This window comes from Streptomyces sp. SS1-1, from assembly GCF_008973465.1.
Taxonomy (GTDB): domain Bacteria; phylum Actinomycetota; class Actinomycetes; order Streptomycetales; family Streptomycetaceae; genus Streptomyces.
This window is the reverse complement of sequence record NZ_WBXN01000004.1, coordinates 4,154,534-4,178,645: the sequence shown is the minus strand read 5'-3', so window position 1 is coordinate 4,178,645 and position 24,112 is coordinate 4,154,534. Positions and strand designations below refer to the sequence as shown.

Here is a 24,112-nt window from a genome sequence, read left to right as displayed (position 1 = left end):
GTATCAGACCGCCCTCATCAGCAGGGTCGCGGCGACGAGGATCGCCGCACCGCCGAACATCGAGACCGCGTACGAGCGCGCGAAGCCGTTCTGGAGCCTGCGCATCCGTCCGGACAGGCCGCCGACCGAGGCCGCCGTGCCGTTGACGACACCGTCGACCAGGGTGTGGTCGACGTAGACCAGGGAGCGGGTGAGGTGCTCGCCGCCGCGGACCAGGACGACGTGGTTGAAGTCGTCCTGGTACAGGTCGCGCCGGGCGGCCCGGGTGAGCAGCGACCCGCGCGGGGCGACCGCCGGGACCGGGCGCCTGCCGTACTGGGCCCAGGCGAGGGCGACGCCGATGACCATGCACGCGACGGTCGCGCCGGTGACGGTGCCCGCGCTGATCGGCGGATTGCCGTGCGCGTGGCCGGTGATGGGCTCGAGCCAGTGCACGAAACCGCTCTGCCAGTTGAACACGAAGCCGGCTCCCACCGACCCGATCGCCAGCACGATCATGGGGATCGTCATGACCTTGGGCGACTCGTGCGGGTGCGGTTCCGCGTGCTCGCCGTGGGTCTCGGCGGCGGGCTCGGCGCTGGGCTCGGCCGGCGAGGCGGTCTTCGTGTGCCGCCAGCGCTCCTCGCCGAAGAACGTCATCAGCATCACGCGCGTCATGTAGTACGCGGTGATGGCCGCGCCGAGCAGGGCGCAGCCGCCGAGGATCCAGCCCTCGGTGCCGCCCTTGGCGAACGCCGCCTCGATGATCTTGTCCTTGGAGAAGAAGCCGGACAGGCCCGGGAAGCCGATGATGGCGAGGTAGCCGAGGCCGAAGGTGATGAACGTGACCGGCATGTACTTGCGCAGGCCGCCGTACTTGCGCATGTCGACCTCGTCGTTCATGCCGTGCATGACGGAGCCGGCGCCGAGGAACAGCCCGGCCTTGAAGAAGCCGTGCGTCACCAGGTGCATGATCGCGAAGACGTAGCCGATGGGGCCGAGGCCCGCGGCGAGGACCATGTAGCCGATCTGCGACATGGTCGAGCCGGCCAGCGCCTTCTTGATGTCGTCCTTCGCGCAACCGACGATCGCACCGAAGAGGAGCGTGACGGCTCCGACGATCGTGACGACCAGCTGCGCGTCGGGCGCCGCGTCGAAGATGGCGCCGGAGCGGACGATCAGGTAGACGCCCGCGGTCACCATCGTCGCGGCGTGGATGAGGGCCGAGACCGGGGTCGGGCCCTCCATCGCGTCCCCGAGCCAGGACTGCAGCGGCACCTGGGCGGACTTGCCGCACGCGGCGAGCAGCAGCATCAGGCCGATCGCGGTGAGCTTGCCCTCGCTCGCGTTCCCGGCGAGACCGGCCTCGCCCTCGCCGCCGAGCAGCGGCCCGAAGGCGAAGGTGCCGAACCAGAGGAACATCAGCATGATCGCGATGGACAGGCCCATGTCGCCGACGCGGTTGACCAGGAAGGCCTTCTTCGCGGCGGTGGCGGCGCTGGGCTTGTGCTGCCAGAAGCCGATCAGCAGGTACGAGGCGAGACCGACGCCCTCCCAGCCGACGTACAGCAGCAGGTAGTTGTCGGCGAGGACGAGCAGCAGCATCGCCGCGAGGAACAGGTTCAGATAGCCGAAGAAGCGGCGGCGGCGCTCGTCGTGCTCCATGTACCCGATCGAGTACACGTGGATCAGCGAGCCGACGCCGGTGATCAGCAGGACGAACGTCATCGACAACTGGTCGAGGCGGAACGCGACGTCCGCCTGGAAGCCCTCGACCTGGATCCAGCTGAACAGATGGCTCGTCAGGGTCCGTTCCTCGGCGCCCCTGCCGAGCAGATCGGCGAAGAGGACCACACCGAAGGCGAAGGAGACGAACGACAGGAGCGTGCCGATCCAGTGGCCGACGGCGTCCAGCCGCCGGCCACCGCACAGCAGGACGGCCGCTCCGAGCAAGGGCGCCGCGATCAGCAGCGCAATCAGGTTCTCCACGATTTCTTCCGACCCCTCAGAGCTTCATCAGGCTGGCGTCGTCGACCGAGGCCGAGTGGCGGGAACGGAACAGCGACACGATGATCGCGAGCCCGACGACGACCTCCGCGGCGGCCACGACCATCGTGAAGAAGGCGATGATCTGGCCGTCCAGATTGCCGTGCATCCGCGAGAACGCCACCAGCGTGAGGTTGCAGGCGTTGAGCATCAGCTCGACGCACATGAAGAGGACGATCGCGTTGCGCCTGATCAGCACGCCGGTGGCGCCGATCGTGAACAACAGGGCCGCGAGGTAGACGTAGTTGACCGGGTTCACTTGGACGCCTCCTCCGGACGCTTGAAGGTGGACGGCTCGATCGCGGTCCGCTCCAGGCGCTCCGCCGCACGCTGCTCCAGGGCCCGCAGGTCATTGAGCGCCTCGGTGGACACGTCCCGGATCTGGCCGCGCTCACGCAGCGTCTTGCTGACGGTGAGGTCGGACGGGGTCCCGTCGGGCAGCAGACCGGCGATGTCCACGGCGTTGTGCCGGGCGTAGACGCCGGGGGCCGGGAGCGGCGGGACGTGCTTGCCGGCGCGCACGCGCTCCTCGGCCAGCTCCCGCTGGGTCTTGGCGCGCTCGGTGCGCTCGCGGTGCGTGAGCACCATGGCGCCGACCGCGGCGGTGATCAGCAGGGCGCCCGTGATCTCGAACGCGAAGACGTACTTCGTGAAGATGAGGGTGGCCAGGCCCTCCACGTTGCCGTTCGCGTTGGCCTGCGTGAGGCCGTCGAACTGGCTCAGCGAGGCGTTCCCGATGCCGGCGAACAGCAGGATGCCGAAGCCGAGGCCGCAGAGAAGGGCCAGCCAGCGCTGGCCCTTGATGGTCTCCTTCAGGGAGTCCGCGGCCGTCACGCCGACCAGCATCACCACGAAGAGGAACAGCATCATGATCGCGCCGGTGTAGACGACGATCTGTACGACGCCCAGGAAGTAGGCGCCGTTGGCCAGGTAGAACACCGCGAGGACGATCATCGTGCCGGCGAGGCAGAGCGCGCTGTGCACGGCCCGCTTGAGGAAGACGGTGCACAGGGCGCCGAGCACGGCGACGGTGCCGAGGATCCAGAACTGCACGGCCTCGCCGGTGGAGGTGGAGTAGGCGGCGGCGATCTGCGCGCTCATCGGCCGACCACCTTCCCCGACGCCGGCTCGTCCTCGCCGAAGGTCGAGGCGCCCTCCTGCGGGACCTCTCCCTTGGAGACCGCGACCTGCCGGGTCGTGCCCGGCGCGGCCTCCGTCACCAGACCCCGGTAGTAGTCCTGCTCGTCGGTGCCGGGGTAGATGGCGTGGGGCGAGTCGACCATGCCCTCCTCCAGACCGGCGAGCAGCTGCTCCTTGGTGTAGATGAGGTTGGCGCGGCTGGAGTCCGCCAGCTCGAACTCGTTGGTCATCGTGAGCGCGCGCGTGGGGCACGCCTCGATGCACAGGCCGCACAGGATGCAGCGGGCGTAGTTGATCTGGTAGACGCGGCCGTACCGCTCACCGGGCGAGTAGCGCTCCTCGTCGGTGTTGTCGGCGCCCTCCACGTAGATGGCGTCGGCGGGGCAGGCCCAGGCGCACAGCTCGCAGCCGACGCACTTCTCCAGGCCGTCCGGATGGCGGTTGAGCTGGTGCCGTCCGTGGAAACGCGGAGCGGTGGTCTTCTCCTGCTCCGGGTACTGCTCGGTCAGCCGCTTCTTGAACATGGCCTTGAAGGTCACGCCGAAGCCGGCCACGGGATTCTGGAAACCCGGCTTGGTCTCCTTGGGCTCCTCAGCCATCGGACGCCTCCTTTCCATCCAGAGATCCGTCACTGTGAGTATCGGACCCGCCACTGACAATCAGCTCCCGCTCCCGGCGCGGCCGGCGCCTCGGGACGGGCGGCAGCTCCTGTCCGGGCAGCGGCGGTACGGGGAAGCCACCGGCCATCGGGTCGAACCCGGCGGGCTCCTCGGCGGGTTGCGCCGCGCCCTTCGCCTTCTCGCGGAAGAGGTCCGCGATGACGGAGAGCAGCAGCAGCGCGATGACTCCGCCGCCGATGTACAGGGCGATGTCCGCGAAGTCGTAGTTCTCGTTGCGCAGGGTCCGCACGGTCGCGACCAGCATCAGCCAGACGACGGAGACCGGGATGAGGACCTTCCAGCCGAGCTTCATCAGCTGGTCGTAGCGGACGCGGGGCAGCGTGCCGCGCAGCCAGATGAAGAAGAACAGCAGCAGCTGCACCTTGATGACGAACCAGAGCATCGGCCACCAGCCGTGGTTCGCGCCCTCCCAGAAGGAGCTGATCGGGTACGGCGCGCGCCAGCCGCCCAGGAAGAGCGTCACGGACACCGCCGAGACCGTCACCATGTTCACGTACTCGGCGAGCATGAACATCGCGAACTTGATGGACGAGTACTCGGTGTTGAAGCCGCCGACCAGGTCGCCCTCGGACTCCGGCATGTCGAAGGGGGCGCGGTTGGTCTCGCCGACCATCGTCACGATGTAGATCAGGAACGACACCGGCAGCAGGACGATGTACCAGCGGTCGTGCTGCGCCTCGACGATCGCCGAGGTGGACATCGACCCGGAGTAGAGGAACACCGAGGCGAACGCGGCGCCCATGGCGATCTCGTAGGAGATCATCTGCGCGCAGGAGCGCAGACCGCCGAGCAGCGGGTACGTCGAGCCGGAGCTCCAGCCCGCGAGCACGATGCCGTAGATGCCGACCGAGGCGACCGCGAGGATGTAGAGCATCGCGATCGGCAGGTCGGTGAGCTGCATCGTGGTGCGCTGGCCGAAGATCGAGATCTCGTTGCCGGCCGGGCCGAAGGGGATCACCGCGATCGCCATGAAGGCCGGGATGGCCGCGACGATCGGCGCGAGGACGTACACCACCTTGTCGGCGCGCTTGACGATGACGTCTTCCTTGAGCATCAGCTTGATGCCGTCGGCGAGCGACTGGAGCATGCCCCAGGGGCCGTGCCGGTTGGGGCCGATGCGCAGCTGCATCCAGGCGACGACCTTGCGCTCCCACACGATGGAGAACAGCACGGTCACCATCAGGAAGGCGAAGCAGAACACCGCCTTGACGACGACCAGCCACCAGGGGTCGCGGCCGAACATCGAGAGGTCCTCAGCGGCGAGGGAGTACGCGCTCATGCCTCCACCTCCTCGGGGGCCTCGGACGCGAGGGTCGCCGGGCCGATGCGGACGAGTGAGCCGGGCAGCGCCCCGGTGTCGGAGGCGACGCCCGCGCCCACGGAGTTCAGCGGCAGCCACACCACCCGGTCGGGCATCTCCGTGACCAGCAGCGGCAGTTCGACGACTCCGGCGGGCCCGGTGACGGCGAGCACGTCGCCGTCCTTCACGCCCGCCTCGGCGGCCGTGGCGGCCGACACGCGCGCGTGGGCGGCGTGCCGGGTGCCGGCGAGCGCCTCGTCGCCCTGCTGGAGCAGACCCTGGTCGAGCAGGAGCCGGTGCCCGGCGAGGACGGCCTCACCGGCCGCCGGACGCGGCAGCTGGGCGGCGATCTCCAGCGGCTGGTCGGCCCGCGGGCCGTCCCAGGCGCCGAGCCGGTCGATCTCCGCGCGCGTGGTGCGCAGATCGGGCAGCCCCAGGTGCACGTCCATGGCGTCGGCCAGCATCTGCAGGACGCGGGCGTCGGTCGGGGCCGGGCGGCGGGTCATCTGGTCGGGCTTCAGCGCGGCCTCGAAGAAGCGCACCCGGCCCTCCCAGTTGAGGAAGGTGCCGGCCTTCTCGGCGACGGCGGCGACCGGAAGCACCACGTCGGCGAGCCTCGTCACCTCGCTGGGCCGCAGCTCCAGCGACACCACGAAACCGACCTCCGCGAGCGCCTCACGCGCGCGTGCCGGGTCCGGCAGGTCGGCGACCTCGACACCCGCGACCAGCAGGGCCTGGAGCTCGCCGCGCGCGGCGGCCTCCACGATCTGGCCGGTGTCGCGGCCGTAGCGCGACGGGAGTTCGGCGACGCCCCACAGGGCGGCGACCTCGTCCCGCGCGCGCGGGTCGGTCGCGGGACGCCCGCCGGGCAGCAGCGACGGCAGCGCGCCCGCCTCGACGGCGGCCCGCTCACCGGCCCGGCGCGGGATCCACACCAGCTGGGCGCCGGTGGCGGCCGCGGCCCGTACGGCGGCGGTGAGCCCGCCCGGGACGGCGGCCAGCCGCTCGCCGACGGCGATCACGGCTCCCTCGGTGCGCAGCGCCCCGGCCGCCTCGGCGCCCGGACCCTCGAGCCCGGTGCCGGCGGCCAGCGCGTCCAGCCACTTGGTCTCGGTGCCGGGAGCGGCGGGCAGCAGGGTGCCGCCGGCCTTCTCCAGGCCCCGGGTCGTGTGCGTGGCCAGGGAGAAGACCCGCTGGCCGTGCTTGCGCCACGCCTTGCGCAGCCGCAGGAAGACGCCGGGTGCCTCCTCCTCGGCCTCGAACCCGGCCAGCAGGACGGCGGGCGCCTTCTCCAGGGAGGTGTAGGTGACTCCGCTGCCGTCGAGGTCGCGTCCGCGGCCGGCGATCTGCGCGGCGAGGAAGTCGGCCTCCTCGCCGCTGTGCGCCCGCGCGCGGAAGTCGATGTCGTTGGTGTCGAGGGCCACGCGCGCGAACTTGCTGTACGCGTAGGCGTCCTCGACGGTGAGCCGGCCGCCGGTCAGCACACCGGTCCGGCCGCGCGAGGCGAGCAGACCCTGGGCGGCGATCTGGAGCGCCTCCGGCCAGGACGCCGGTTCCAGGTCGCCCTCGGCGTTGCGGACCAGCGGGGTGTCCAGCCGGTCGCGCTGCTGGGCGTAGCGGAAGCCGAAGCGCCCCTTGTCGCAGATCCACTCCTCGTTGACCTCGGGGTCGTTCGCCGCGAGGCGCCGCATGACCTTGCCGCGCCGGTGGTCGGTGCGGGTGGCGCAGCCGCCCGAGCAGTGCTCGCACACCGACGGCGAGGAGACCAGGTCGAACGGCCGGGAGCGGAATCGGTACGCCGCCGAGGTGAGCGCGCCGACCGGGCAGATCTGGATGGTGTTGCCGGAGAAGTACGACTCGAACGGGTCGCCCTCGCCGGTGCCGACCTGCTGGAGGGCGCCGCGCTCGACCAGCTCGATCATGGGGTCGCCCGCGACCTGGTTGGAGAACCGGGTGCAGCGGGCGCACAGCACGCACCGCTCACGGTCGAGCAGCACCTGCGTGGAGATCGGGACGGGCTTCTCGTACGTGCGCTTGCGGCCCTCGAAGCGGGACTCGGCGGCGCCGTGCGACATGGCCTGGTTCTGCAGCGGGCACTCGCCGCCCTTGTCGCAGACGGGGCAGTCCAGCGGGTGGTTGATGAGCAGGAGCTCCATCACACCCTTCTGCGCCTTCTCCGCGACCGGCGAGGTGAGGTGCGTCTTGACGACCATGCCGTCGGTGCACGTGATCGTGCAGGACGCCATCGGCTTGCGCTGGCCCTCGACCTCGACGATGCACTGGCGGCAGGCGCCGGCCGGGTCGAGGAGCGGGTGGTCGCAGAAGCGCGGGATCTCGATGCCGAGCTCCTCGGCGGCCCGGATGACCAGGGTGCCCTTGGGCACGCTGATCTCGGCGCCGTCGATCGTCAGCGTCACGAGGTCCTCCGGCGGGACCGCCGCCTCTCCCCCTCCGGAGGAGCGCTGGCCCGCGGCGGAGCCGCTGTCGGATTGCTGTACGGTCATGCGTTCACCTCCGTGCGGTGGTCGGCCCAGGCCGTCGACCTGGCCGGGTCGAAGGGGCAGCCACGGCCCGTGATGTGCTCCTCGTACTCCTCGCGGAAGTACTTCAGCGAGGAGAAGATCGGCGAGGCGGCGCCGTCGCCGAGGGCGCAGAAGGACTTGCCGTTGATGTTGTCGGCGATGTCGTTCAGCTTGTCGAGGTCGCTCATCACGCCCTTGCCGGCCTCGATGTCGCGCAGCAACTGCACGAGCCAGTACGTGCCTTCGCGGCAGGGCGTGCACTTGCCGCAGGACTCGTGGGCGTAGAACTCGGTCCAGCGGGTGACGGCGCGGACCACGCAGGTCGTCTCGTCGAAGCACTGGAGCGCCTTGGTGCCGAGCATGGAGCCGGCGGCGCCCACCCCTTCGTAGTCGAGGGGCACGTCGAGGTGCTCGTCGGTGAACATCGGCGTGGACGAGCCGCCCGGCGTCCAGAACTTCAGCCGGTGCCCGGGCCGCATGCCGCCGCTCATGTCGAGCAGCTGGCGCAGGGTGATGCCGAGCGGGGCCTCGTACTGGCCGGGGCTGGCGACGTGGCCGCTGAGCGAGTACAGCGTGAAGCCCGGGGACTTCTCGCTGCCCATCGAGCGGAACCACTCCTTGCCCCGGTGCAGGATGGCGGGAACCGACGCGATCGACTCGACGTTGTTCACCACAGTGGGGCAGGCGTAGAGACCTGCCACGGCCGGGAAGGGGGGACGCAGCCGCGGTTGGCCACGGCGGCCTTCGAGCGAGTCGAGCAGCGCGGTCTCCTCACCGCAGATGTACGCGCCGGCGCCGGCGTGCACGGTGAGTTCGAGGTCGAGTCCGCTGCCCAGGATGTCCTTGCCGAGGTAGCCCGCCGCGTAGGCCTCGCGCACGGCCTCGTGCAACCGCCGCAGGACGGGGACGACTTCACCCCGGAGATAGATGAAGGCGTGCGACGACCGGATGGCGTAGCACGCGATCACGATGCCCTCGATGAGGCTGTGCGGGTTCGCGAAGAGGAGCGGGATGTCCTTGCAGGTCCCCGGCTCCGACTCGTCGGCGTTGACAACGAGATAGTGCGGCTTTCCGTCTCCCTGCGGGATGAACTGCCACTTCATCCCGGTGGGGAATCCCGCGCCGCCGCGCCCGCGCAGACCGGAGTCCTTGACGTAGGCGATCAGGTCGTCCGGCGACATGGCGAGCGCCTTGCGGAGCCCCTCGTACCCGTCGTGCCTGCGGTAGACGTCGAGCGTCCAGGACCGGTCCTCGTCCCAGAAGGCCGACAGCACGGGTGCGAGCAGCTTCTCGGGACTGTTCTCCTTCAGCTCCGGTGCCAATGTCATCACTCCCCCTCCTCGGCGACAGGCCCTGCCGGGTGGGCCGGGTCGGACGCGGACGAATCCTGCGGCGCGTCGTGCGAGCTGAGGTGTTCAGCCGGCGACGGGTGGTGCGCGGCCCTGTCCTGCTGCTCGTCGTGCGGTCCGCCGTCGCGCGGGTGGACCACGCGCGCGGGCGCGGTCTCCCCCTTGGCGAGGCGCAGGCCCACCAGTGACGCCGGTCCGGCGCTGCCGCCCTCCTCGACGGCACCGGGCCGCTCGTCGGGGAAGCCGGCGAGGATCCGGGCGGTCTCCTTGAAGGTGCACAGGCGGGCCCCGCGCGTGGGCTCCACGTCACGGCCGGCGCGCAGGTCGTCGACGAGCCGCTTGGCGCTGTCGGGCGTCTGGTTGTCGAAGAACTCCCAGTTGACCATCACGACCGGGGCGTAGTCGCAGGCCGCGTTGCACTCGATGTGCTCCAGGGTGACCTTGCCGTCGCCGGTGGTCTCGCCGTTGCCGACGCCGAGGTGCTCCTGGAGTTCCTCGAAGATGGCGTCGCCGCCCATGACCGCGCACAGCGTGTTGGTGCACACGCCGACCTGGTAGTCGCCGGAGGGCTTGCGGCGGTACATGGTGTAGAAGGTCGCGACCGCGGTGACCTCGGCCGTGGTCAGGCCGAGCATGTCCGCGCAGAACCGCATCCCGGTGCGCGTGACGTGCCCCTCCTCCGACTGCACGAGGTGCAGCATCGGCAGGAGGGCGGACCGGGAGTCCGGGTAGCGGGCGACGATCGCCCGCGCGTCGGTCTCCAGCCGGGCCCGGACGTCGTCCGGGTAGGCCGGCGCGGGCAGTTCGGGCATGCCCAGGCTGACGCCCCGCTCGGAAGATGAGGTGGTCACCGGTCGACGCCTCCCATCACGGGGTCGATGGACGCTACGGCGACGATGACGTCGGCGACCTGGCCGCCCTCGCACATCGCCGCCATGGCCTGCAGGTTGGTGAAGGACGGGTCGCGGAAGTGGACCCGGAAGGGGCGGGTGCCTCCGTCGGAGACGGCGTGCACCCCGAGTTCGCCCTTGGGCGACTCGACGGCCGCGTAGGCCTGTCCCGGCGGGACGCGGAAGCCCTCGGTGACCAGCTTGAAGTGGTGGATCAGGGCCTCCATGGAGGTGCCCATGATCTTCTTGATGTGGTCGAGGGAGTTGCCGAGCCCGTCGGGGCCCAGGGCGAGCTGGGCGGGCCAGGCGATCTTCTTGTCGCCGACCATGACCGGGCCCGGCTCGAGCCGGTCCAGGCACTGCTCGACGATCCGGAGCGACTGGCGCATCTCCTCCAGGCGGATCAGGAAGCGCCCGTAGGAGTCGCAGGTGTCGGCGGTGGGGACCTCGAAGTCGTAGGTCTCGTAGCCGCTGTACGGCTGCGTCTTGCGCAGGTCGTGCGGGAGGCCGGTGGAGCGCAGGATCGGGCCGGTGGCGCCGAGGGCCATGCAGCCGGCCAGGTCGAGGTAGCCGACGTCCTGCATACGGGCCTTGAAGATGGGGTTCCCGGTGGCGAGCTTGTCGTACTCCGGAAGGTTCTTCTTCATCTTCTTCACGAACTCGCGGATGTGGTCCACCGCGCCGGGCGGCAGGTCCTGCGCGAGTCCGCCGGGGCGGATGTACGCGTGGTTCATCCGCAGGCCCGTGATGAGCTCGTAGATGTCGAGAATCATTTCACGATCACGGAATCCGTAGATCATGATCGTGGTGGCGCCGAGCTCCATGCCGCCGGTGGCGATGCACACCAGGTGGGAGGAGAGCCGGTTCAGCTCCATCAGGAGCACCCGGATGATCTTGGCGCGCTCGGTGATCTGGTCCTCGATGCCGAGGAGCTTCTCGACGGCGAGACAGTAGGCGGTCTCGTTGAAGAAGGACGTCAGGTAGTCCATGCGCGTCACGAACGTGGTGCCCTGCGTCCAGGTCCGGTACTCGAGGTTCTTCTCGATGCCGGTGTGGAGGTAGCCGATGCCGCAGCGGGCCTCGGTGACCGTCTCGCCCTCGATCTCCAGGATCAGGCGCAGCACTCCGTGGGTGGACGGGTGCTGGGGGCCCATGTTGACGACGATGCGCTCGTCGTCGGCCTTGGCCGCGGACTCGACGACCTCGTCCCAGTCGCCACCGGTGACGGTGTAGACCGTGCCCTCTGTGGTTTCGCGGGCCGAGGCGGCGGATGCTGACTGTGTGCTCACGAGTACGACCTCCGCTGGTCCGGAGCCGGGATCTGGGCGCCCTTGTACTCGACGGCGATGCCGCCGAGGGGGTAGTCCTTGCGCTGCGGGTGGCCCTGCCAGTCGTCCGGCATCATGATCCGCGTCAGGGCGGGGTGACCGTCGAAGACGATGCCGTAGAAGTCGTACGTCTCGCGCTCGTGCCAGTCGTTCGTCGGGTACACGGAGACGAGCGACGGGACGTGCGGGTCGCTGTCGGGGACGCTGACCTCGAGGCGGATCAGCCGGTTGTGGGTGATCGAGCGCAGGTGGTAGACGGCGTGCAGCTCGCGGCCCTTGTCGTGCGGGTAGTGGACGCCGCTGACGCCGGTGCACAGCTCGAAGCGCAGGGCCGGGTCGTCGCGCAGGGTGCGGGCGACGCGCAACAGGTGCTCGCGCTCGATGTGGAAGGTGATCTCGTCGCGGTCGACGACCGTCTTCTCGATGGCGTTGCCGGGCAGCAGGCCCTGCTCCTCCAGCGCGCCCTCGAGTTCGTCGGCGACCTCGTCGAACCAGCCGCCGTAGGGGCGGCTCGCCGGTCCCGGGAGGCGGACCGAGCGGACCAGGCCGCCGTAACCGGAGGTGTCCCCGCCGTTGTTGGCGCCGAACATGCCGCGCTGGACGCGGATCTCCTCGCCGCCCTGGCCGCGCTGGCCGGGGAGGTTGGAGGCGGACAGGTCCTTCTCGGGGTTCGCCCCGTTCGACCCGTTCGCCCCGTTGGTGCCGTTGGCGTCGCTCACCGCAGCAGCCCCTTCATCTCGATCGTGGGCAGGGCCTTGAGCGCCGCTTCCTCCGCCTCACGGGCCGCTTCCTCGGCGTTGACCCCGAGCTTGGAGCCCTGGATCTTCTGGTGCAGCTTGAGGATGGCGTCCATCAACATCTCGGGCCGTGGCGGGCAGCCCGGGAGATAGATGTCGACCGGGACGATGTGGTCGACGCCCTGGACGATCGCGTAGTTGTTGAACATGCCGCCCGAGGAGGCGCAGACCCCCATGGAGATCACCCACTTGGGGTTCGGCATCTGGTCGTAGACCTGCCGGAGCACCGGTGCCATCTTCTGGCTGACCCGGCCGGCGACGATCATCAGGTCGGCCTGGCGCGGTGATCCGCGGAAGACCTCCATGCCGAAGCGCGCCAGGTCGTAGCGGCCGGCGCCGGTCGTCATCATCTCGATGGCGCAGCACGCGAGGCCGAAGGTGGCCGGGAAGACGGACGCCTTGCGCACCCAGCCCGCGGCCTGTTCGACGGTGGTCAGCAGGAATCCGCTCGGCAGCTTTTCTTCGAGTCCCATGTCTAAAGGCCCCTCAGTCCCATTCCAGGCCGCCGCGCCGCCATACGTACGCGTACGCGACGAAGACGGTGAGCACGAAGAGCAGCATCTCCACGAGCCCGAAGATCCCCAGGGAGTCGAAGGTGACGGCCCAGGGGTAGAGGAAGACGATCTCGATATCGAAGATGATGAAGAGCATCGCCGTCAGGTAGTACTTGATGGGGAAGCGCCCGCCGCCGGCCGGCGTGGGGGTCGGCTCGATTCCGCACTCATAAGCCTCGAGCTTGGCCCGGTTGTACCGCTTCGGACCGATCAGCGTGGCCATGACCACGGAGAAGATCGCAAAGCCTGCCCCGAGGGCTCCCAGTACGAGGATGGGCGCATACGCGTTCACCGCTCCTCGCTCCTCTCAGTCGGCACTGACTGCTGGCGGTTGCACTGGGCTCACGGCCGCCCCACCAGTCCCACGAACACCGCTCGTTCCGGCGAAGATCGAGAACATGTGAAGCAGGTCACAAGCCCAACTGCCTCGCATCTTATGCCTGCCGGTCTGTGATCTGCGACACGGGGTATTGCACAAGCTTTGTGATCTCCACCACCTGACGAACGATCATGAACACGGATGAGCGGTGATCTTCGCACGTGAAGCGTCCGAGTGATCACCAGAGGTGACATTTTCGCTCGTCGGCGCAGCTCAGAGGGGTCGTCTCCATATCAAGAGGCTTCCCGTGCATGCAAATTGGAGTTGGACCGGAAGACTTGATAGAGGACCGCGTTCACACATCAGAGGGAGCGAAGGGGACCGATGTGGACGCGTGCACGCGTTCACGAACTCCGGTGGCGCGATCCGGGCACCGGACGCACACGAGGCCGTGACCGTTGCGTGACCTCTGCCACACCCGTCAGGGGTCCGTGAGAACCGGGCTTGGCCACCGGTCCCAACCAGTGGTAGGCGCGGGGCAATTCGGACTTAATGATGAAAGACCGTGATCACGGGCAGGACGAGGGCCGTCCGCTATGTCCGTTACGGCGTCAATAAAGGGCGCTCCGCCGGGAATTTGGGGCGTCCGTTGAACAACTGTGGCGCAGCCCACGTTTCTTGAAGGTATGGAGGAGCCCCTGATACCGGTTGTACCCATGTCCCACACCGCTCACATACGCAGCCACCGGAAGCCCCGCCGCACCGCGTCGACCACGATCGCGATGCGCGCCGGTGTTGCCGGTGGCGTCCTCAGCATGGCAGCGGCTGGTGCTGCGGCCACGGCGAACGCCGCCGAGCCGGTCACGCAGACCATCGAACTGCCCACCCTCTCGGGGGACCTGGCGGACCAGCTCGCCCAGTCCGCGGACGCCACGCAGCTGGCGGCGGCGAACTACGAGCTCGAGGCCGAGCGTGACGCGGCCGCCGCCGCCGCGGCCGAGCAGGCCAAGAAGGACCTCGCTCAGGCCAAGAAGAAGGCCGAGGCGAAGAAGAAGGCCGAGGAGGCCCGTAAGGCCGCCGCAGAGGCCGCGGCGTCGCGCAGCACGGAGCGGGCCACCCTGTCCGCCTCCGCGAGCGTCTCCGCCCCGGCGAGCGGCAGCGTCGCGACGGTCATCTCGTTCCTCAAGGCCCAGGTCGGCGACGCGTACGTCATGGGTGCCACCGGCCCCAACGCGTGGGACTGCTCCAGCCTGGTGCAGGCCGCCTTCAAGCAGGTCGGCGTCGACCTGCCGCGGGTCTCCCAGGACCAGTCGATGGCCGGCACCGACATCCCGCTGTCGCAGATCCAGGTCGGCGACATCCTCTACTGGGGCGGCAAGGGTTCCGCCTACCATGTGGGCGTCTACATCGGTAACGGCCAGTACCTGGACGCGGCCAACCCCTCCAAGGGCGTCGTCATCCAGGACCTGTCGGGTTACCCGGCGTCGGGCGCGGTCCGCGTGCTCTGAGCCGTACGGATCGACGTAAGGGCCGCAGCCGCTCGGGGGCAGCGGCCCTTACGCGTGCCCGGGGTCTCCCCCGGGCGGGGCCGGTCAGGCCTTCGGGGCCACCTTGCTCAGGCCGTTGATGATGCGGTCCATCGCGTCGCCGCCGGTCGGGTCGGTGAGGTTCGCCAGGAGCTTCAGCGTGAACTTCATCAGCATCGGGTGGGTCAGGCCGCGCTGGGTGGCGATCTTCATGACCTTCGGGTTGCCGATGAGCTTCACGAAGGCGCGGCCCAGCGTGTAGTAGCCGCCGTAGGTGTCCTTGAGGACCCGCGGGTAGCGCTGGAGGGCCATCTCCCGGCCCGCGGGGGTCGAGCGGGCGTGCGCCTGGACGATGACCTCGGCGGCGATCTGCCCGGACTCCATGGCGTAGGCGATGCCCTCGCCGTTGAAGGGGTTCACCAGGCCGCCGGCGTCGCCGACGAGCAGCAGGCCCTTGGTGTAGTGCGGCTGGCGGTTGAAGGCCATGGGCAGGGCGGCGCCGCGGATCGGGCCGGTCATGTTCTCCGGGGTGTAGCCCCAGTCCTCCGGCATCGAGGCGCACCACGCCTTCAGGACCTCGCGCCAGTCCAGTTCCTTGAAGGACTCGGAGGTGTTGAGCACGCCGAGTCCGACGTTGGACGTGCCGTCGCCCATGCCGAAGATCCAGCCGTAGCCCGGCAGCAGACGGTCCTCGGGGCCCCGGCGGTCCCACAGCTCCAGCCAGGACTCCAGGTAGTCGTCGTCGTGGCGGGGGCTCTCGAAGTACGTCCGCACGGCGACGCCCATCGGGCGGTCCTCGCGGCGGTGCAGGCCCATCGCGAGGGACAGCCGGGAGGAGTTGCCGTCGGCGGCGACGACGAGCGGGGCCCGGAAGGTCACCTCGCGCTTCTCCTCGCCGAGCTTGGCGTGCACGCCGATGACCCGGCCCGTGCGGTCGTCGAGGACCGGGGCGCCGACGTTGCAGCGCTCGTAGAGGCGGGCGCCGGCCTTCTGGGCCTGGCGGGCGAGCTGCTCGTCGAAGTCGTCGCGCTTGCGGACGAGTCCGTAGTCGGGGAAGGAGGCGAGATCCGGCCAGTCCAGCTGGAGGCGCACGCCGCCGCCGATGATCCGCAGGCCCTTGTTGCGCAGCCAGCCGGCCTCCTCGGAGATGTCGATGCCCATGGCGACGAGCTGCTTGGTGGCGCGCGGGGTCAGGCCGTCGCCGCAGACCTTCTCCCGCGGGAACTCGGTCTTCTCCAGGAGCAGTACGTCGAGTCCGGCCTTGGCGAGGTGGTATGCGGTGGTGGAGCCGGCAGGGCCCGCTCCGACGACGATGACATCGGCGGTGTTTTCGGAGAGGGGCTCGGTCACGGCGGGAACTCCCCAAGGTTCGGAATCTGCGTGCCGACGGGCACTGGACATGGGCAGTCTATGCAGCAGAATTGATCACCCGGCTGAAGGGCTGCCCTGTGAACCGAGCTCTGCCCGTAGTACGGCTGCGTGTGCCCACCGACGAGGACGCGGTGGCCTGGCACCGGGCCTTCGCCCACCCCGACGTCATGGAGTTCCACGGCGGCCGGGCCGCCGAACTCTCCGTCTACGAGGAGCTCACCGCCCGCCAGCGCCGGCACGACGCCGAGCGCGGCTTCTGCCTGTGGACGATGCTCGACGAGGACGACCGCGTCATCGGCTTCACCGGCGCCCAGCCCTGGGAACGGGAGTGGGGCCCCACCGGGGAGATCGAGATCGGCTGGCGGCTGGCCCGGGAGCACTGGGGCAAGGGGTATGTCACGGCGGCCGCGCGGGAGACGCTGGAGCGGGTGCGGGCCGCCGGGGTGCCGGGGGTCGTCGCGATGGTCGACGCCCGCAACGAGCGGTCGATAGCGGTGACACGGCGCCTCGGCATGCGGCTCGCGGAGGTCTTCGCCACGCCGGACGACCGGCGGGGGCACTGCTACCGGCTCAGCCTGAACTCCCCTGCCGGGCACGGAGAGTAAGCGACTGTCACAGAAAGACACCTGACGCTTCCGGACGGCACCCCCGGCGGTCTACCCTTCAAGTACCGCTGGGGGTGACATCCGTGCACACAACACCCACGACACCCGAGGTGCCGGTCCCGCGACTCGTCGGCCTGATGGCCATGGACGCCCGCGAGGCGGCCACGTCCCACGGCCTGTCCCTGACCGCACCCGACCGGCCGGACTTCGCGCGCGTCGTCGTCGACTACGTCGTCCGCCAGTATCCGCAGCCCGGCACCCCGGTGCCGCGGGACTCGACGGTCGCCGTCTGGTTCGACTTCGGTGAGGGAGAGGGCGGCGGAGGCGTGCGCGAGCCGCGCATACCGCGCCCTCCGTCGGGCGGCAGGCCCCGCGCGCTCGACGAGCCCGGCGACCCCTACCCCGTGGTCAGCTCTGCTTGAACCCGCGGTGCAGGGCGACGACCCCGCCCGTCAGGTTCCGCCAGGCCACCTTGGACCAGCCCGCCTTGCCCAGCCGCTCGGCGAGGGCCGGCTGGTCGGGCCAGGCGCGGATGGACTCGGCGAGGTAGACGTACGCGTCCGGGTTCGAGGAGACCGCGCGGGCGACCGGCGGCAGCGCGCGCATCAGGTACTCGGTGTAGACGGTGCGGAAGGGCGCCCACGTCGGGTGCGAGAACTCGCAGATGACGACGCGGCCGCCGGGCCGGGTCACCCGGTACATCTCGCGCAGCGCGCTGTCGAAGTCCTGCACGTTGCGCAGCCCGAAGGAGATCGTCACGGCGTCGAACGTGTCGTCCTTGAACGGCAGTCGTGTCGCGTCGCCCGCCGTGTAGGGCAGCCAGGCGTTGTTCCGCTTGCCGACCCGGAGCATGCCCTGCGAGAAGTCGCAGGGGACGACGTAGGCGCCGGTGCGGGCGAAGGGCAGGGACGACGTGCCGGTGCCGGCCGCCAGGTCCAGGACCTTCTGCGCGGGGCGCGCGTCGACCGCCTTCGCGACCTCCTTGCGCCAGCGCCGGTCCTGCCCGAGGGAGAGCACGTCGTTGGTCAGGTCGTACCGTTCCGCGACGCCGTCGAACATCGAGGCGACTTCATGCGGCTGCTTGTCCAGGGATGCGCGCGTCACGGGCCCATTCTTGCAGCCGCTCCCCGCCCCGCCCCCAGCGGCTTCCCGGTCCGCCCGCGGCGGCTGCCCGGACGGCCGCGCGGTCAGCGCCGGCGGTGCACCAGGCGGCCGGCCACGACGGTGGCCACGCAGGTGGACGCGCCCTGCCGGACGAGGGCCGCGCGGTCGGGCACGTCGAACACCGCGAACCGCGCGGGCTTCCCGGCGGCGAGGGCGGGCAGCAGGACGAGCGGCACCGGGGAGAGCGCCGGGGGGCCGGGCAGTGCGGCGGGGCGTCCCGCCAGGGCGAGACCGGCCCTGCGGACGGCGTCCAGGGCCGCACGGCCGCGCAGTTCACCGGCGACGGCGACGGTGCCGTGCGCCAGCAGGCGCTGGACTCCGCGCCGGGCGCTGGCCCCCCGCACGGGCGGTCCCGCGCCGAGGAGGTCCCGCGCGCGCTCGCCGAAGATCGGCTCGGTGCCGAGCCGGTCCGCCTCGCGCGGGTCGGGGTGGTAGGCCTGCTCCAGCAGTTCCGGGCCGTACGGGTTGAGCAGCCCGGGGGTCAGGATGCCGGGCCACCTCCGCAGCCGGGCGTCCGGGTGGGCGGCGGCCAGTTCCTCGTACGGGCCGACGGCGGCGAGGTGCGCGCCGTCGACCAGGACGGCGTTCTCCGGCGAGGCGTCGGCGACGTGAAGGGTCAGCACGGGCGGGTCAGTTGGAGGCGAGGATCTTCAGCTCGGGGTGGGCCGTGCCGCCCTCGATCGCCGTCGAGGAGATGTGGGACATGACGCGGCTGTCGACGGGGTCGTTCGCCGGGTCGTCGTGCACGACGAGGTGCTCGTACGTCGTCGCGCGCTGGGCCGGGACCCGTCCCGCGGAGCGGATCATGTCGATCATCTCCTGGAGGTTGGAGCGGTGCTTCGCACCGGCCGCCGAGACGACGTTCTCCTCCAGCATGACCGAGCCGAGGTCGTCGGCGCCGTAGTGCAGCGTCAGCTGCCCCGCGTCCTGGCCGGTGGTCAGCCAGGAGCCCTGGATGTGGGCGATGTTGTCCATGAACAGCCGGGAGATCGCGATCATCCGCAGGTACTCGAAGATCGTGGCCTGCGTGCGGCCCTTCAGGTGGTTGTTCATGGGCTGGTACAGGTACGGGATGAAGGCCCGGAAGCCGCCCGTGCGGTCCTGCACGTCACGGATCATGCGCAGGTGCTCGATCCGTTCGGCGTTGGTCTCGCCGGTGCCCATCAGCATGGTGGAGGTGGACTCCACGCCCAGGTTGTGGGCGGTCTCCATGATCTCCAGCCAGCGCTCGCCGGACTCCTTCAGCGGCGCGATGGCCTTGCGGGGCCGCTCCGGGAGCAGCTCGGCGCCCGCGCCCGCGAAGGAGTCGAGGCCGGCCGCGTGGATGCGCTGGATGGCCTCCTCCACGCTCACCTTGGAGATCCGGGCCATGTGCTCGACCTCGCTCGCCCCCAGGCTGTGGATGACGAGCTGCGGGAACTCCTTCTTGATGGCCGCGAAGTGCTTCTCGTAGTACTCGACGCCGTAGTCCGGGTGGTGGCCGCCCTGGAACATGATCTGGGTGCCGCCGAGTTCGACGGTCTCGGCGCAGCGGCGCAGGATGTCGTCGAGGTCGCGGGTCCAGCCCTTGGCGGTGTCCTTAGGCGGGGCGTAGAAGGCGCAGAACTTGCACGCCGTGACGCACACGTTCGTGTAGTTGATGTTCCGCTCGATGATGTACGTCGCGATGTGCTCGGTACCCGCGTAGCGGCGGCGGCGCACGGCGTCGGCGGCGGAGCCGAGCGCGTGCAGCGGGGCGTCGCGGTAGAGGTCGAGCGCTTCCTCTGGGGTGATCCGCCCGCCCGCTGCGGCACGGTCGAGGACGGACTGAAGGTCGGCCTTCTCGGTCACCGGGGGCGTCCCTTTCGTCAAGGTCGGGCGGACTGATCCAGCGTACGCCAGGGCCCTGACAGCGCCGACGTCAGGCCGCGTACGCCCCGATCAGCACCCCCGCCAGCGCCCCGCCGAGCAGGAACGGGCCGAAGGGGATCGCCGAGGTGCGGCCGGCCCGGCGCAGGGCGACCAGGCCCCAGCCGTACAGCGCTCCGGACAGGAACCCGGCGAACGTGCCGAGCATGACGGTCGGCCAGCCGTACCAGCCGAGGACCGCGCCCGCGCCGAGCGCCAGTTTCACGTCGCCGAAGCCCATGCCGTCGGGGTTGAGCAGATGCAGGCCGTAGTAGAAGGCGCCGAGCGCGAGGGAGGCGGCCACGGCGGTCGGCCAGTGCCCGGCGTGCTCGGGGAGGGCGGCGGCCAGGCCGAGGAGGGCGAGCGCGCCGCCCGCGAGGGGGAGGGTGAGCGGGTCGGGGAGGCGGCGCACCCGCAGGTCGACGAGCGTGAGCAGGACGCCGGCGGGCGCCAGCAGCAGCCAGGCGCCCAGCTCGGGCCGGGTGCCGGTGGCGGCGGCGAGGGCGGCGCAGACGGCGGCGGTGACGAGGACGGGGACGGTGGCGCCGGGGCCGTACGGGGCGCGGGGTCCGCAACTCCGGCAGCCGGCCGGGCCGAGCCATCCCGGCACCGGGTGGCCGTCCGGGCAGTGCGCCCGCCACGGCTCCTCGTCGGGCGCGGAGAAGCGGTAGGCGGCGCGGGGCAGCAGGGCCCCGGCGAGCGCTCCCCACAGCGCGGCGACGGCGACGACGACCGGGGTGCCCACCTCCATCAGCCGCTCCCCTCCCCGGTCTTCGACAGGCGGGCCTCGGGCTCGCCCTCCGCCGAGCTCTCCGAGCGGTACACGAGGTCGTCGCCGGCCGGGGTGATGCGTACGGTGTGCGGTTCGGGGTTGCAGCCGGCGTGGTTGCCCTTCGCGCCCACGGACGTGACGACGAGCTGCTTCGCCGTCACCTCCTTCAGGGTGAGGACGTCGTCGCAGACCCCGCCGAGCAGGTCGGTCTGGCGCAGTGTGCCCAACTCCTCGCCGACCCCGGCCCTGTGCACGGTGAGCCGGAAGGTGCCGGCGGGCAGCGAGCCGCCCACGGCCGTCGCCTTCCCCTCCCAGGTGCCGAGGTACCGGGCGGGGACGGAGCCCTCCGTCCTGTCCGGCGCCGGGGACGAGGCGGCGTCGGAGCCCGCGCTCGTGTCCGGGTCGTCCGTGCCCCGGCCCGGCATCCCGTCGAGGAGGACGACGGCGCCGAGCGTGACGGCGGCGAGGGCGCCGGCGACGGCAAGGGTCACCGTGCAGCTCACCCGGCGCCCGCGCGCGGCGACGGTCACCCCCGGCCTGCCGGACGGGGACGTCTCGGCTGAGTCACCGGGCGGGGGCACCGCGTCCCGGGGCGCGGGCACGGAGGCGGGCATCACCGGGGCCGGCCCGAACTCGCCGACGGTGACGGGCCGGCTGAACTCCACGGGCCCGGACGGGGCGTCGTCCCCGGCCTCCAGGTTCAGCAGCCGTACGGCGCCCCGGCTGACCTGCTCGACCAGCGGGCCGGGCAGCCAGCCGCCCGCCACCAGCCGGGCCGCGCCCTCGGGCGCCAGCCGCGCGGCCAGCTCACCGGGGGTGGGCCGCGCCCCGGGCTCCTTGGCGAGGCACTGGGCGACCAGCTCGCGCAACGGGTCGTCCAGGGCGTCGAGTTCGGGTTCCTCGTGGACCACCTTGTAGAGCAGGGCCGCCGAGGTGTCCCCGGAGAACGGCGGCTCGCCGGCCGCCGCGTAGGCGAGCACGGCGCCCAGCGAGAAGACGTCGGCCGCGCCCGTGACGCCCTTGCCCAGGATCTGCTCGGGCGCCATGTAGCCGGGCGAGCCGATGGAGACGCCGCTGGAGGTGAGGGAGGCGGTGCCGTCCAGCGCCCGCGCGATGCCGAAGTCGATCAGCAGGGGGCCGTCCAGGGTGAGCAGGACGTTCGACGGTTTCACGTCCCGGTGCACCAGGCCCAGCTCGTGCACGGCGGCCAGCGCCTCCGCGAGTCCGGCGCCCAGGGCCCGTACGGACGGCGCGGGCAGGGCGCCCGCGTCGGCGACGGCGCCGGACAGCGACGGACCGGCCGCGTACCCGGTGGCCACCCAGGGCACCGGGGCCTCCGGGTCGGCGTCCAGCACGGGCGCCGTCCACGCGCCGCCCACCCGCCGGGCCGCCTCGACCTCGCGCCGGAAGCGGGTGCGGAACTCCTCGTCGAGCGCGAGATGCGGGTGCACGATCTTGACGGCGACCGTGCGGCCCCCGGAACTGCGGCCCAGGTAGACCCGGCCCATCCCGCCGGACCCCAGCCGGCCGAGGAGCCGGTACGGCCCCACGGTCGTGGGCTCGTCCATGCCGAGTGGCTGCATCGGCGTCCACCTCTCCCCCGTACGGCCCAGCGCCCCCGCGGACTTCGCAGCAGATTAGTGCGGATCGGGTCCGTGTCACCCGGCGCGGACCGGAACCGCCGCCACCCATGGATCAGTCCGATGGGCGCGCGCCCGATGGGTGAACGCGGGAGCCCGGAAACGCCCTCCGCGGCCCTCCGGGCGTGCGGAGGACCGCGGACAAGCGGTCACCGTGACGCATTCCCGGTGCCGGCGTCGGCGGCCGGGTGTTCACGGATGGAGCAGATCGACCTTCACGTCCGCGGGAAATCCCGTGGTCGGTCCGACGCGGCGCGCGAACTCCGCGACCGCCTCCAGCTGCGGGCCGCCGAAGCGGAAGTCGAGGGTCGTGAAATACCGCTCCAGGACCTTCTCGTCGAAGGCCTCCCAGCGGGCCGCCTGTTCCGCGACCTTGCCGACCTCCTCCAGGGAGAGGTTGCGCGAGGCGAGGAAGGCCTCGTGGACCTTGCGGGTGATGTCCGGTTCCCGCTCCAGATAGTCGCGGCGCGCCGCCCACACGGCGAAGACGAAGGGCAGGCCGGTCCACTCCTTCCAGAGCGCGCCCAGGTCGTGCACCTGGAGCCCGTAGCGGGGGCCGTCGAGCAGGTTGGCCCGCAGCGCGGCGTCGCCGATGAGGACCGCCGCCTCCGCCTCCTGCATCATCACGCTGAGGTCGGGCGGGCAGGTGTAGTAGGCGGGACGCACGCCGTACCGCTCGGCGAGCAGCAGCTGGGCGAGCCGGACCGAGGTGCGGGAGGTCGAGCCGAGGGCGACGCGGGCGCCGTCCAGCTGGTCGAGGGGCACCTGCGAGACGATCACGCACGACATGACCGGTCCGTCGCAGCCGACGGCGATGTCGGGGAAGGCGACCAGGTCGTCGGCGTTGCGAAGGAACTCGACGAGCGTGATCGGGCCGATGTCGAGATCGCCGCGCACGAGCTGCTCGCTGAGCTTCTCCGGGGTGTCCTTCGTCAGCTCGAAGTCGAGGAGCGTGCCGGTTCTCGCGAGCCCCCAGTACAGGGGCAGGCAGTTGAGGAACTGGATGTGGCCCACGCGGGGCCGGGTGCGAGAATTGTCCACATCGCGAGACTAGACCCCATGGGATACCGTTCAGCCTTCAGGGTCGTGACATACAGGTCATCGGCTTAGGTCAACCACTGACACGGATCTTCAAACGTCCGAGTGAAGTGATCTTGACCTCTATTGCTTTCGGCTGCCTGCGTGCTAGGCTCGCCGCAAGTTGCAGTTTGGTTTCCCTTGCAGTACAGAGCCTGCGGAGCATGTAACCGCGGGCTCTCGTCGTTTTCAGACGTATGCAGTTGTGCGGCACTTTGTTTTCACACTTGCAGGGTTCTGGAGCAGGGCAACCCTTTGGGCCCAAGGAGGGCTTATGGCTACCGGAACCGTGAAGTGGTTCAACGCCGAAAAGGGCTTTGGCTTCATCGCCCAGGAAGGCGGCGGCCCCGACGTCTTCGTTCACTACTCCGCGATCAACGCGAGCGGCTTCCGCTCGCTGGAGGAGAACCAGCAGGTCTCCTTCGACGTGACCCAGGGCCCGAAGGGCCCGCAGGCGGAGAACGTCACCCCCGTCTGATTCGGTCCTCGGAGCCTGGTGCTTTGATCCGGAACTGAGTGCAGTACCCAAGGAGCCCCGCGCCGCAAGGCGGCGGGGCTCCTGCCTTTTCTTCTTCCGGGCGTCCCTACACGTGCTGCATGACGAGGACGAAGAACGTCCCCGGCTCCAGCGCCTCGTACGCGTGCGGCACGTCCCCCCGGTACGTCATGTAGTCCCCGGGGCCCAGCTCGGCCTCCTCGCCGCGCGGTCCCGCCTTCACCCGGCCCGCCCCGACGATCAGATGCTCCACGGTGCCCGGGATGTGCGGCTCGGACTCACGGGCCGCGCCCGGCTCCGCGCGCAGGTGGTAGATGTCCCGCCGCGCGCCCGGCGGACTCGCGGAGAGCAGGGTGGCCACGTAGTCGGCGCGCTCGGACGCCACCGCGGGCCCCTCCCCCGCCCGGATCACCTGGACCGCGGGGGCCGGCGGCTCCACGAGCGAGCTGAACGGCACCCCGAGCGCCACGCCCAGCGCCCACAGCGTCTCGACGCTCGGGTTCCCTCCGCCGCTCTCCAGCTGGGAGAGCGTGGACTTCGCGATGCCCGCCCGTTTGGCCAGCTCGGACAGGGACAGTCCGGCGCGGGCGCGCTCGCGGCGCAGAGAGGCGGCGATCCACGTCAGGGGCTCACCCATCGGCTCACTTCCAGTCGTTCGCTCTGCCGGTCC

At 70.7% G+C, this 24,112-nt stretch carries 24 protein-coding genes; 4 read left to right on the top strand and 20 right to left on the bottom strand.

All coding sequences use genetic code 11. The features are described from left to right. Window positions 1-3: 3 nt before the first annotated feature. The 12 genes from nuoL to F8R89_RS20540 are packed head-to-tail and all read right to left on the bottom strand — an operon-like array spanning window position 4 to window position 12,877. Entirely contained in the window at window positions 4-1,968 is a 1,965-nt protein-coding gene (gene nuoL, locus F8R89_RS20595) for an NADH-quinone oxidoreductase subunit L (protein WP_151785344.1), read from the bottom strand. Between the two features lie 16 nt (window positions 1,969-1,984). After that, window positions 1,985-2,284, bottom strand: a complete 300-nt coding sequence (nuoK, locus tag F8R89_RS20590) for an NADH-quinone oxidoreductase subunit NuoK (protein WP_062664186.1) — start codon at window positions 2,282-2,284, stop codon at window positions 1,985-1,987. Next, the gene (locus F8R89_RS20585; RefSeq protein WP_151785343.1) at window positions 2,281-3,126 is read right to left on the bottom strand and encodes an NADH-quinone oxidoreductase subunit J; all 846 of its coding nucleotides are present in this window, start codon (window positions 3,124-3,126) and stop codon (window positions 2,281-2,283) included. Before F8R89_RS20585 ends, nuoK begins: the two co-directional genes overlap by 4 nt. Further along, window positions 3,123-3,764 carry an NADH-quinone oxidoreductase subunit NuoI gene (gene nuoI / locus F8R89_RS20580; RefSeq protein ID WP_151785342.1) on the bottom strand — a complete coding sequence of 214 codons (642 nt, stop codon included), beginning with the start codon at window positions 3,762-3,764 and terminating at the stop codon, window positions 3,123-3,125. The genes F8R89_RS20585 and nuoI overlap by 4 nt, the downstream gene beginning before the upstream one ends. After that, window positions 3,757-5,124: an NADH-quinone oxidoreductase subunit NuoH gene (gene nuoH, locus F8R89_RS20575; RefSeq protein ID WP_151785341.1), complete on the bottom strand. Its 1,368-nt coding sequence runs from the start codon at window positions 5,122-5,124 to the stop codon at window positions 3,757-3,759. Before nuoH ends, nuoI begins: the two co-directional genes overlap by 8 nt. Next, window positions 5,121-7,649 (bottom strand): NADH-quinone oxidoreductase subunit G, encoded by a 2,529-nt coding sequence (locus tag F8R89_RS20570; protein WP_151785340.1) that lies wholly within the window; start codon window positions 7,647-7,649, stop codon window positions 5,121-5,123. Before F8R89_RS20570 ends, nuoH begins: the two co-directional genes overlap by 4 nt. After that, complete coding sequence (gene nuoF, locus F8R89_RS20565; protein ID WP_151785339.1) at window positions 7,646-8,995, bottom strand: NADH-quinone oxidoreductase subunit NuoF; 1,350 nt, start codon at window positions 8,993-8,995, stop codon at window positions 7,646-7,648. Before nuoF ends, F8R89_RS20570 begins: the two co-directional genes overlap by 4 nt. Next, complete coding sequence (gene nuoE / locus F8R89_RS20560; RefSeq protein ID WP_151785338.1) at window positions 8,995-9,867, bottom strand: NADH-quinone oxidoreductase subunit NuoE; 873 nt, start codon at window positions 9,865-9,867, stop codon at window positions 8,995-8,997. Before nuoE ends, nuoF begins: the two co-directional genes overlap by 1 nt. Then, window positions 9,864-11,195: an NADH-quinone oxidoreductase subunit D gene (locus F8R89_RS20555; protein ID WP_151785337.1), complete on the bottom strand. Its 1,332-nt coding sequence runs from the start codon at window positions 11,193-11,195 to the stop codon at window positions 9,864-9,866. Before F8R89_RS20555 ends, nuoE begins: the two co-directional genes overlap by 4 nt. After that, window positions 11,192-11,953, bottom strand: a complete 762-nt coding sequence (locus F8R89_RS20550) for an NADH-quinone oxidoreductase subunit C (protein ID WP_151785336.1) — start codon at window positions 11,951-11,953, stop codon at window positions 11,192-11,194. The genes F8R89_RS20555 and F8R89_RS20550 overlap by 4 nt, the downstream gene beginning before the upstream one ends. Beyond that, the gene (locus tag F8R89_RS20545; RefSeq protein WP_030494814.1) at window positions 11,950-12,504 is read right to left on the bottom strand and encodes a NuoB/complex I 20 kDa subunit family protein; all 555 of its coding nucleotides are present in this window, start codon (window positions 12,502-12,504) and stop codon (window positions 11,950-11,952) included. The genes F8R89_RS20550 and F8R89_RS20545 overlap by 4 nt, the downstream gene beginning before the upstream one ends. A gap of 13 nt (window positions 12,505-12,517) precedes the next feature. Then, window positions 12,518-12,877, bottom strand: coding sequence for an NADH-quinone oxidoreductase subunit A (locus F8R89_RS20540; RefSeq protein WP_030950624.1), 360 nt, complete (start codon window positions 12,875-12,877; stop codon window positions 12,518-12,520). A gap of 713 nt (window positions 12,878-13,590) precedes the next feature. On the opposite strand from F8R89_RS20540, the gene F8R89_RS20535 reads away from it, so the two are divergent. Continuing rightward, on the top strand, window positions 13,591-14,412 hold the full coding sequence (locus F8R89_RS20535) for a C40 family peptidase (protein WP_151785335.1): 822 nt from the start codon (window positions 13,591-13,593) through the stop codon (window positions 14,410-14,412). An 84-nt stretch (window positions 14,413-14,496) separates the two neighbouring features. Here F8R89_RS20535 and F8R89_RS20530 read toward each other — a convergent pair whose 3' ends face one another. After that, window positions 14,497-15,831, bottom strand: coding sequence for a geranylgeranyl reductase family protein (locus tag F8R89_RS20530; RefSeq protein WP_151785334.1), 1,335 nt, complete (start codon window positions 15,829-15,831; stop codon window positions 14,497-14,499). A 20-nt stretch (window positions 15,832-15,851) separates the two neighbouring features. Here F8R89_RS20530 and F8R89_RS20525 point away from each other — a divergent pair, with 20 nt between their 5' ends. Together F8R89_RS20525 and F8R89_RS20520 are read left to right on the top strand one after the other, a co-directional pair. After that, the gene (locus tag F8R89_RS20525) at window positions 15,852-16,406 is read left to right on the top strand and encodes a GNAT family N-acetyltransferase (protein ID WP_192806178.1); all 555 of its coding nucleotides are present in this window, start codon (window positions 15,852-15,854) and stop codon (window positions 16,404-16,406) included. 83 nt (window positions 16,407-16,489) lie between these two features. Further along, window positions 16,490-16,828 carry a PASTA domain-containing protein gene (locus F8R89_RS20520; RefSeq protein WP_225994447.1) on the top strand — a complete coding sequence of 113 codons (339 nt, stop codon included), beginning with the start codon at window positions 16,490-16,492 and terminating at the stop codon, window positions 16,826-16,828. Here the strand turns inward: F8R89_RS20520 and F8R89_RS20515 are convergent. The 6 genes from F8R89_RS20515 to F8R89_RS20490 all read right to left on the bottom strand — a co-directional run bounded on the left by F8R89_RS20515 (window position 16,815) and on the right by F8R89_RS20490 (window position 22,910). Next, window positions 16,815-17,510, bottom strand: coding sequence for a demethylmenaquinone methyltransferase (locus tag F8R89_RS20515; protein WP_151785333.1), 696 nt, complete (start codon window positions 17,508-17,510; stop codon window positions 16,815-16,817). The two genes, F8R89_RS20520 and F8R89_RS20515, sit on opposite strands and share 14 nt — an antisense overlap. An 83-nt stretch (window positions 17,511-17,593) precedes the next feature. Further along, window positions 17,594-18,193 (bottom strand): imidazolonepropionase-like domain-containing protein, encoded by a 600-nt coding sequence (locus F8R89_RS20510; RefSeq protein WP_151785332.1) that lies wholly within the window; start codon window positions 18,191-18,193, stop codon window positions 17,594-17,596. Window positions 18,194-18,200: 7 nt separating this feature from the next. Continuing rightward, window positions 18,201-19,400 carry a cyclic dehypoxanthinyl futalosine synthase gene (gene mqnC / locus F8R89_RS20505; RefSeq protein WP_151785331.1) on the bottom strand — a complete coding sequence of 400 codons (1,200 nt, stop codon included), beginning with the start codon at window positions 19,398-19,400 and terminating at the stop codon, window positions 18,201-18,203. Window positions 19,401-19,470: 70 nt separating this feature from the next. After that, window positions 19,471-20,208: a prepilin peptidase gene (locus F8R89_RS20500; protein ID WP_192806177.1), complete on the bottom strand. Its 738-nt coding sequence runs from the start codon at window positions 20,206-20,208 to the stop codon at window positions 19,471-19,473. Then, entirely contained in the window at window positions 20,208-21,812 is a 1,605-nt protein-coding gene (locus tag F8R89_RS20495; protein WP_151785330.1) for a serine/threonine-protein kinase, read from the bottom strand. Before F8R89_RS20495 ends, F8R89_RS20500 begins: the two co-directional genes overlap by 1 nt. Window positions 21,813-22,061: 249 nt before the next feature. Then, window positions 22,062-22,910 (bottom strand): menaquinone biosynthetic enzyme MqnA/MqnD family protein, encoded by an 849-nt coding sequence (locus F8R89_RS20490; RefSeq protein WP_151785329.1) that lies wholly within the window; start codon window positions 22,908-22,910, stop codon window positions 22,062-22,064. Between the two features lie 310 nt (window positions 22,911-23,220). Here F8R89_RS20490 and F8R89_RS20485 point away from each other — a divergent pair, with 310 nt between their 5' ends. Further along, complete coding sequence (locus tag F8R89_RS20485; protein ID WP_003992177.1) at window positions 23,221-23,424, top strand: cold-shock protein; 204 nt, start codon at window positions 23,221-23,223, stop codon at window positions 23,422-23,424. A gap of 106 nt (window positions 23,425-23,530) precedes the next feature. On the opposite strand, the gene F8R89_RS20480 is transcribed toward F8R89_RS20485, so the two are convergent. Continuing rightward, entirely contained in the window at window positions 23,531-24,079 is a 549-nt protein-coding gene (locus F8R89_RS20480) for a helix-turn-helix domain-containing protein (RefSeq protein WP_151785328.1), read from the bottom strand. Between the last annotated feature and the right edge of the window lie 33 nt (window positions 24,080-24,112).

Excerpts from the sequence above, each read along its gene's own strand:
- nuoH (WP_151785341.1), bottom strand. The coding sequence starts at position 5,124 with ATGAGCGCGTACTCCCTCGCCGCTGAGGACCTCTCGATGTTCGGCCGC.
- F8R89_RS20495 (WP_151785330.1), bottom strand. The coding sequence starts at position 21,812 with ATGCAGCCACTCGGCATGGACGAGCCCACGACCGTGGGGCCGTACCGG.
- F8R89_RS20480 (WP_151785328.1), bottom strand. The coding sequence starts at position 24,079 with ATGGGTGAGCCCCTGACGTGGATCGCCGCCTCTCTGCGCCGCGAGCGC.
- F8R89_RS20585 (WP_151785343.1), bottom strand. The coding sequence starts at position 3,126 with ATGAGCGCGCAGATCGCCGCCGCCTACTCCACCTCCACCGGCGAGGCC.
- nuoI (WP_151785342.1), bottom strand. The coding sequence starts at position 3,764 with ATGGCTGAGGAGCCCAAGGAGACCAAGCCGGGTTTCCAGAATCCCGTG.
- F8R89_RS20570 (WP_151785340.1), bottom strand. The coding sequence starts at position 7,649 with ATGACCGTACAGCAATCCGACAGCGGCTCCGCCGCGGGCCAGCGCTCC.
- F8R89_RS20500 (WP_192806177.1), bottom strand. The coding sequence starts at position 20,208 with ATGGAGGTGGGCACCCCGGTCGTCGTCGCCGTCGCCGCGCTGTGGGGA.
- nuoF (WP_151785339.1), bottom strand. The coding sequence starts at position 8,995 with ATGACATTGGCACCGGAGCTGAAGGAGAACAGTCCCGAGAAGCTGCTC.
- F8R89_RS20485 (WP_003992177.1), top strand. The coding sequence starts at position 23,221 with ATGGCTACCGGAACCGTGAAGTGGTTCAACGCCGAAAAGGGCTTTGGC.
- F8R89_RS20530 (WP_151785334.1), bottom strand. The coding sequence starts at position 15,831 with ATGTCCAGTGCCCGTCGGCACGCAGATTCCGAACCTTGGGGAGTTCCC.
- F8R89_RS20535 (WP_151785335.1), top strand. The coding sequence starts at position 13,591 with ATGGAGGAGCCCCTGATACCGGTTGTACCCATGTCCCACACCGCTCAC.
- F8R89_RS20545 (WP_030494814.1), bottom strand. The coding sequence starts at position 12,504 with ATGGGACTCGAAGAAAAGCTGCCGAGCGGATTCCTGCTGACCACCGTC.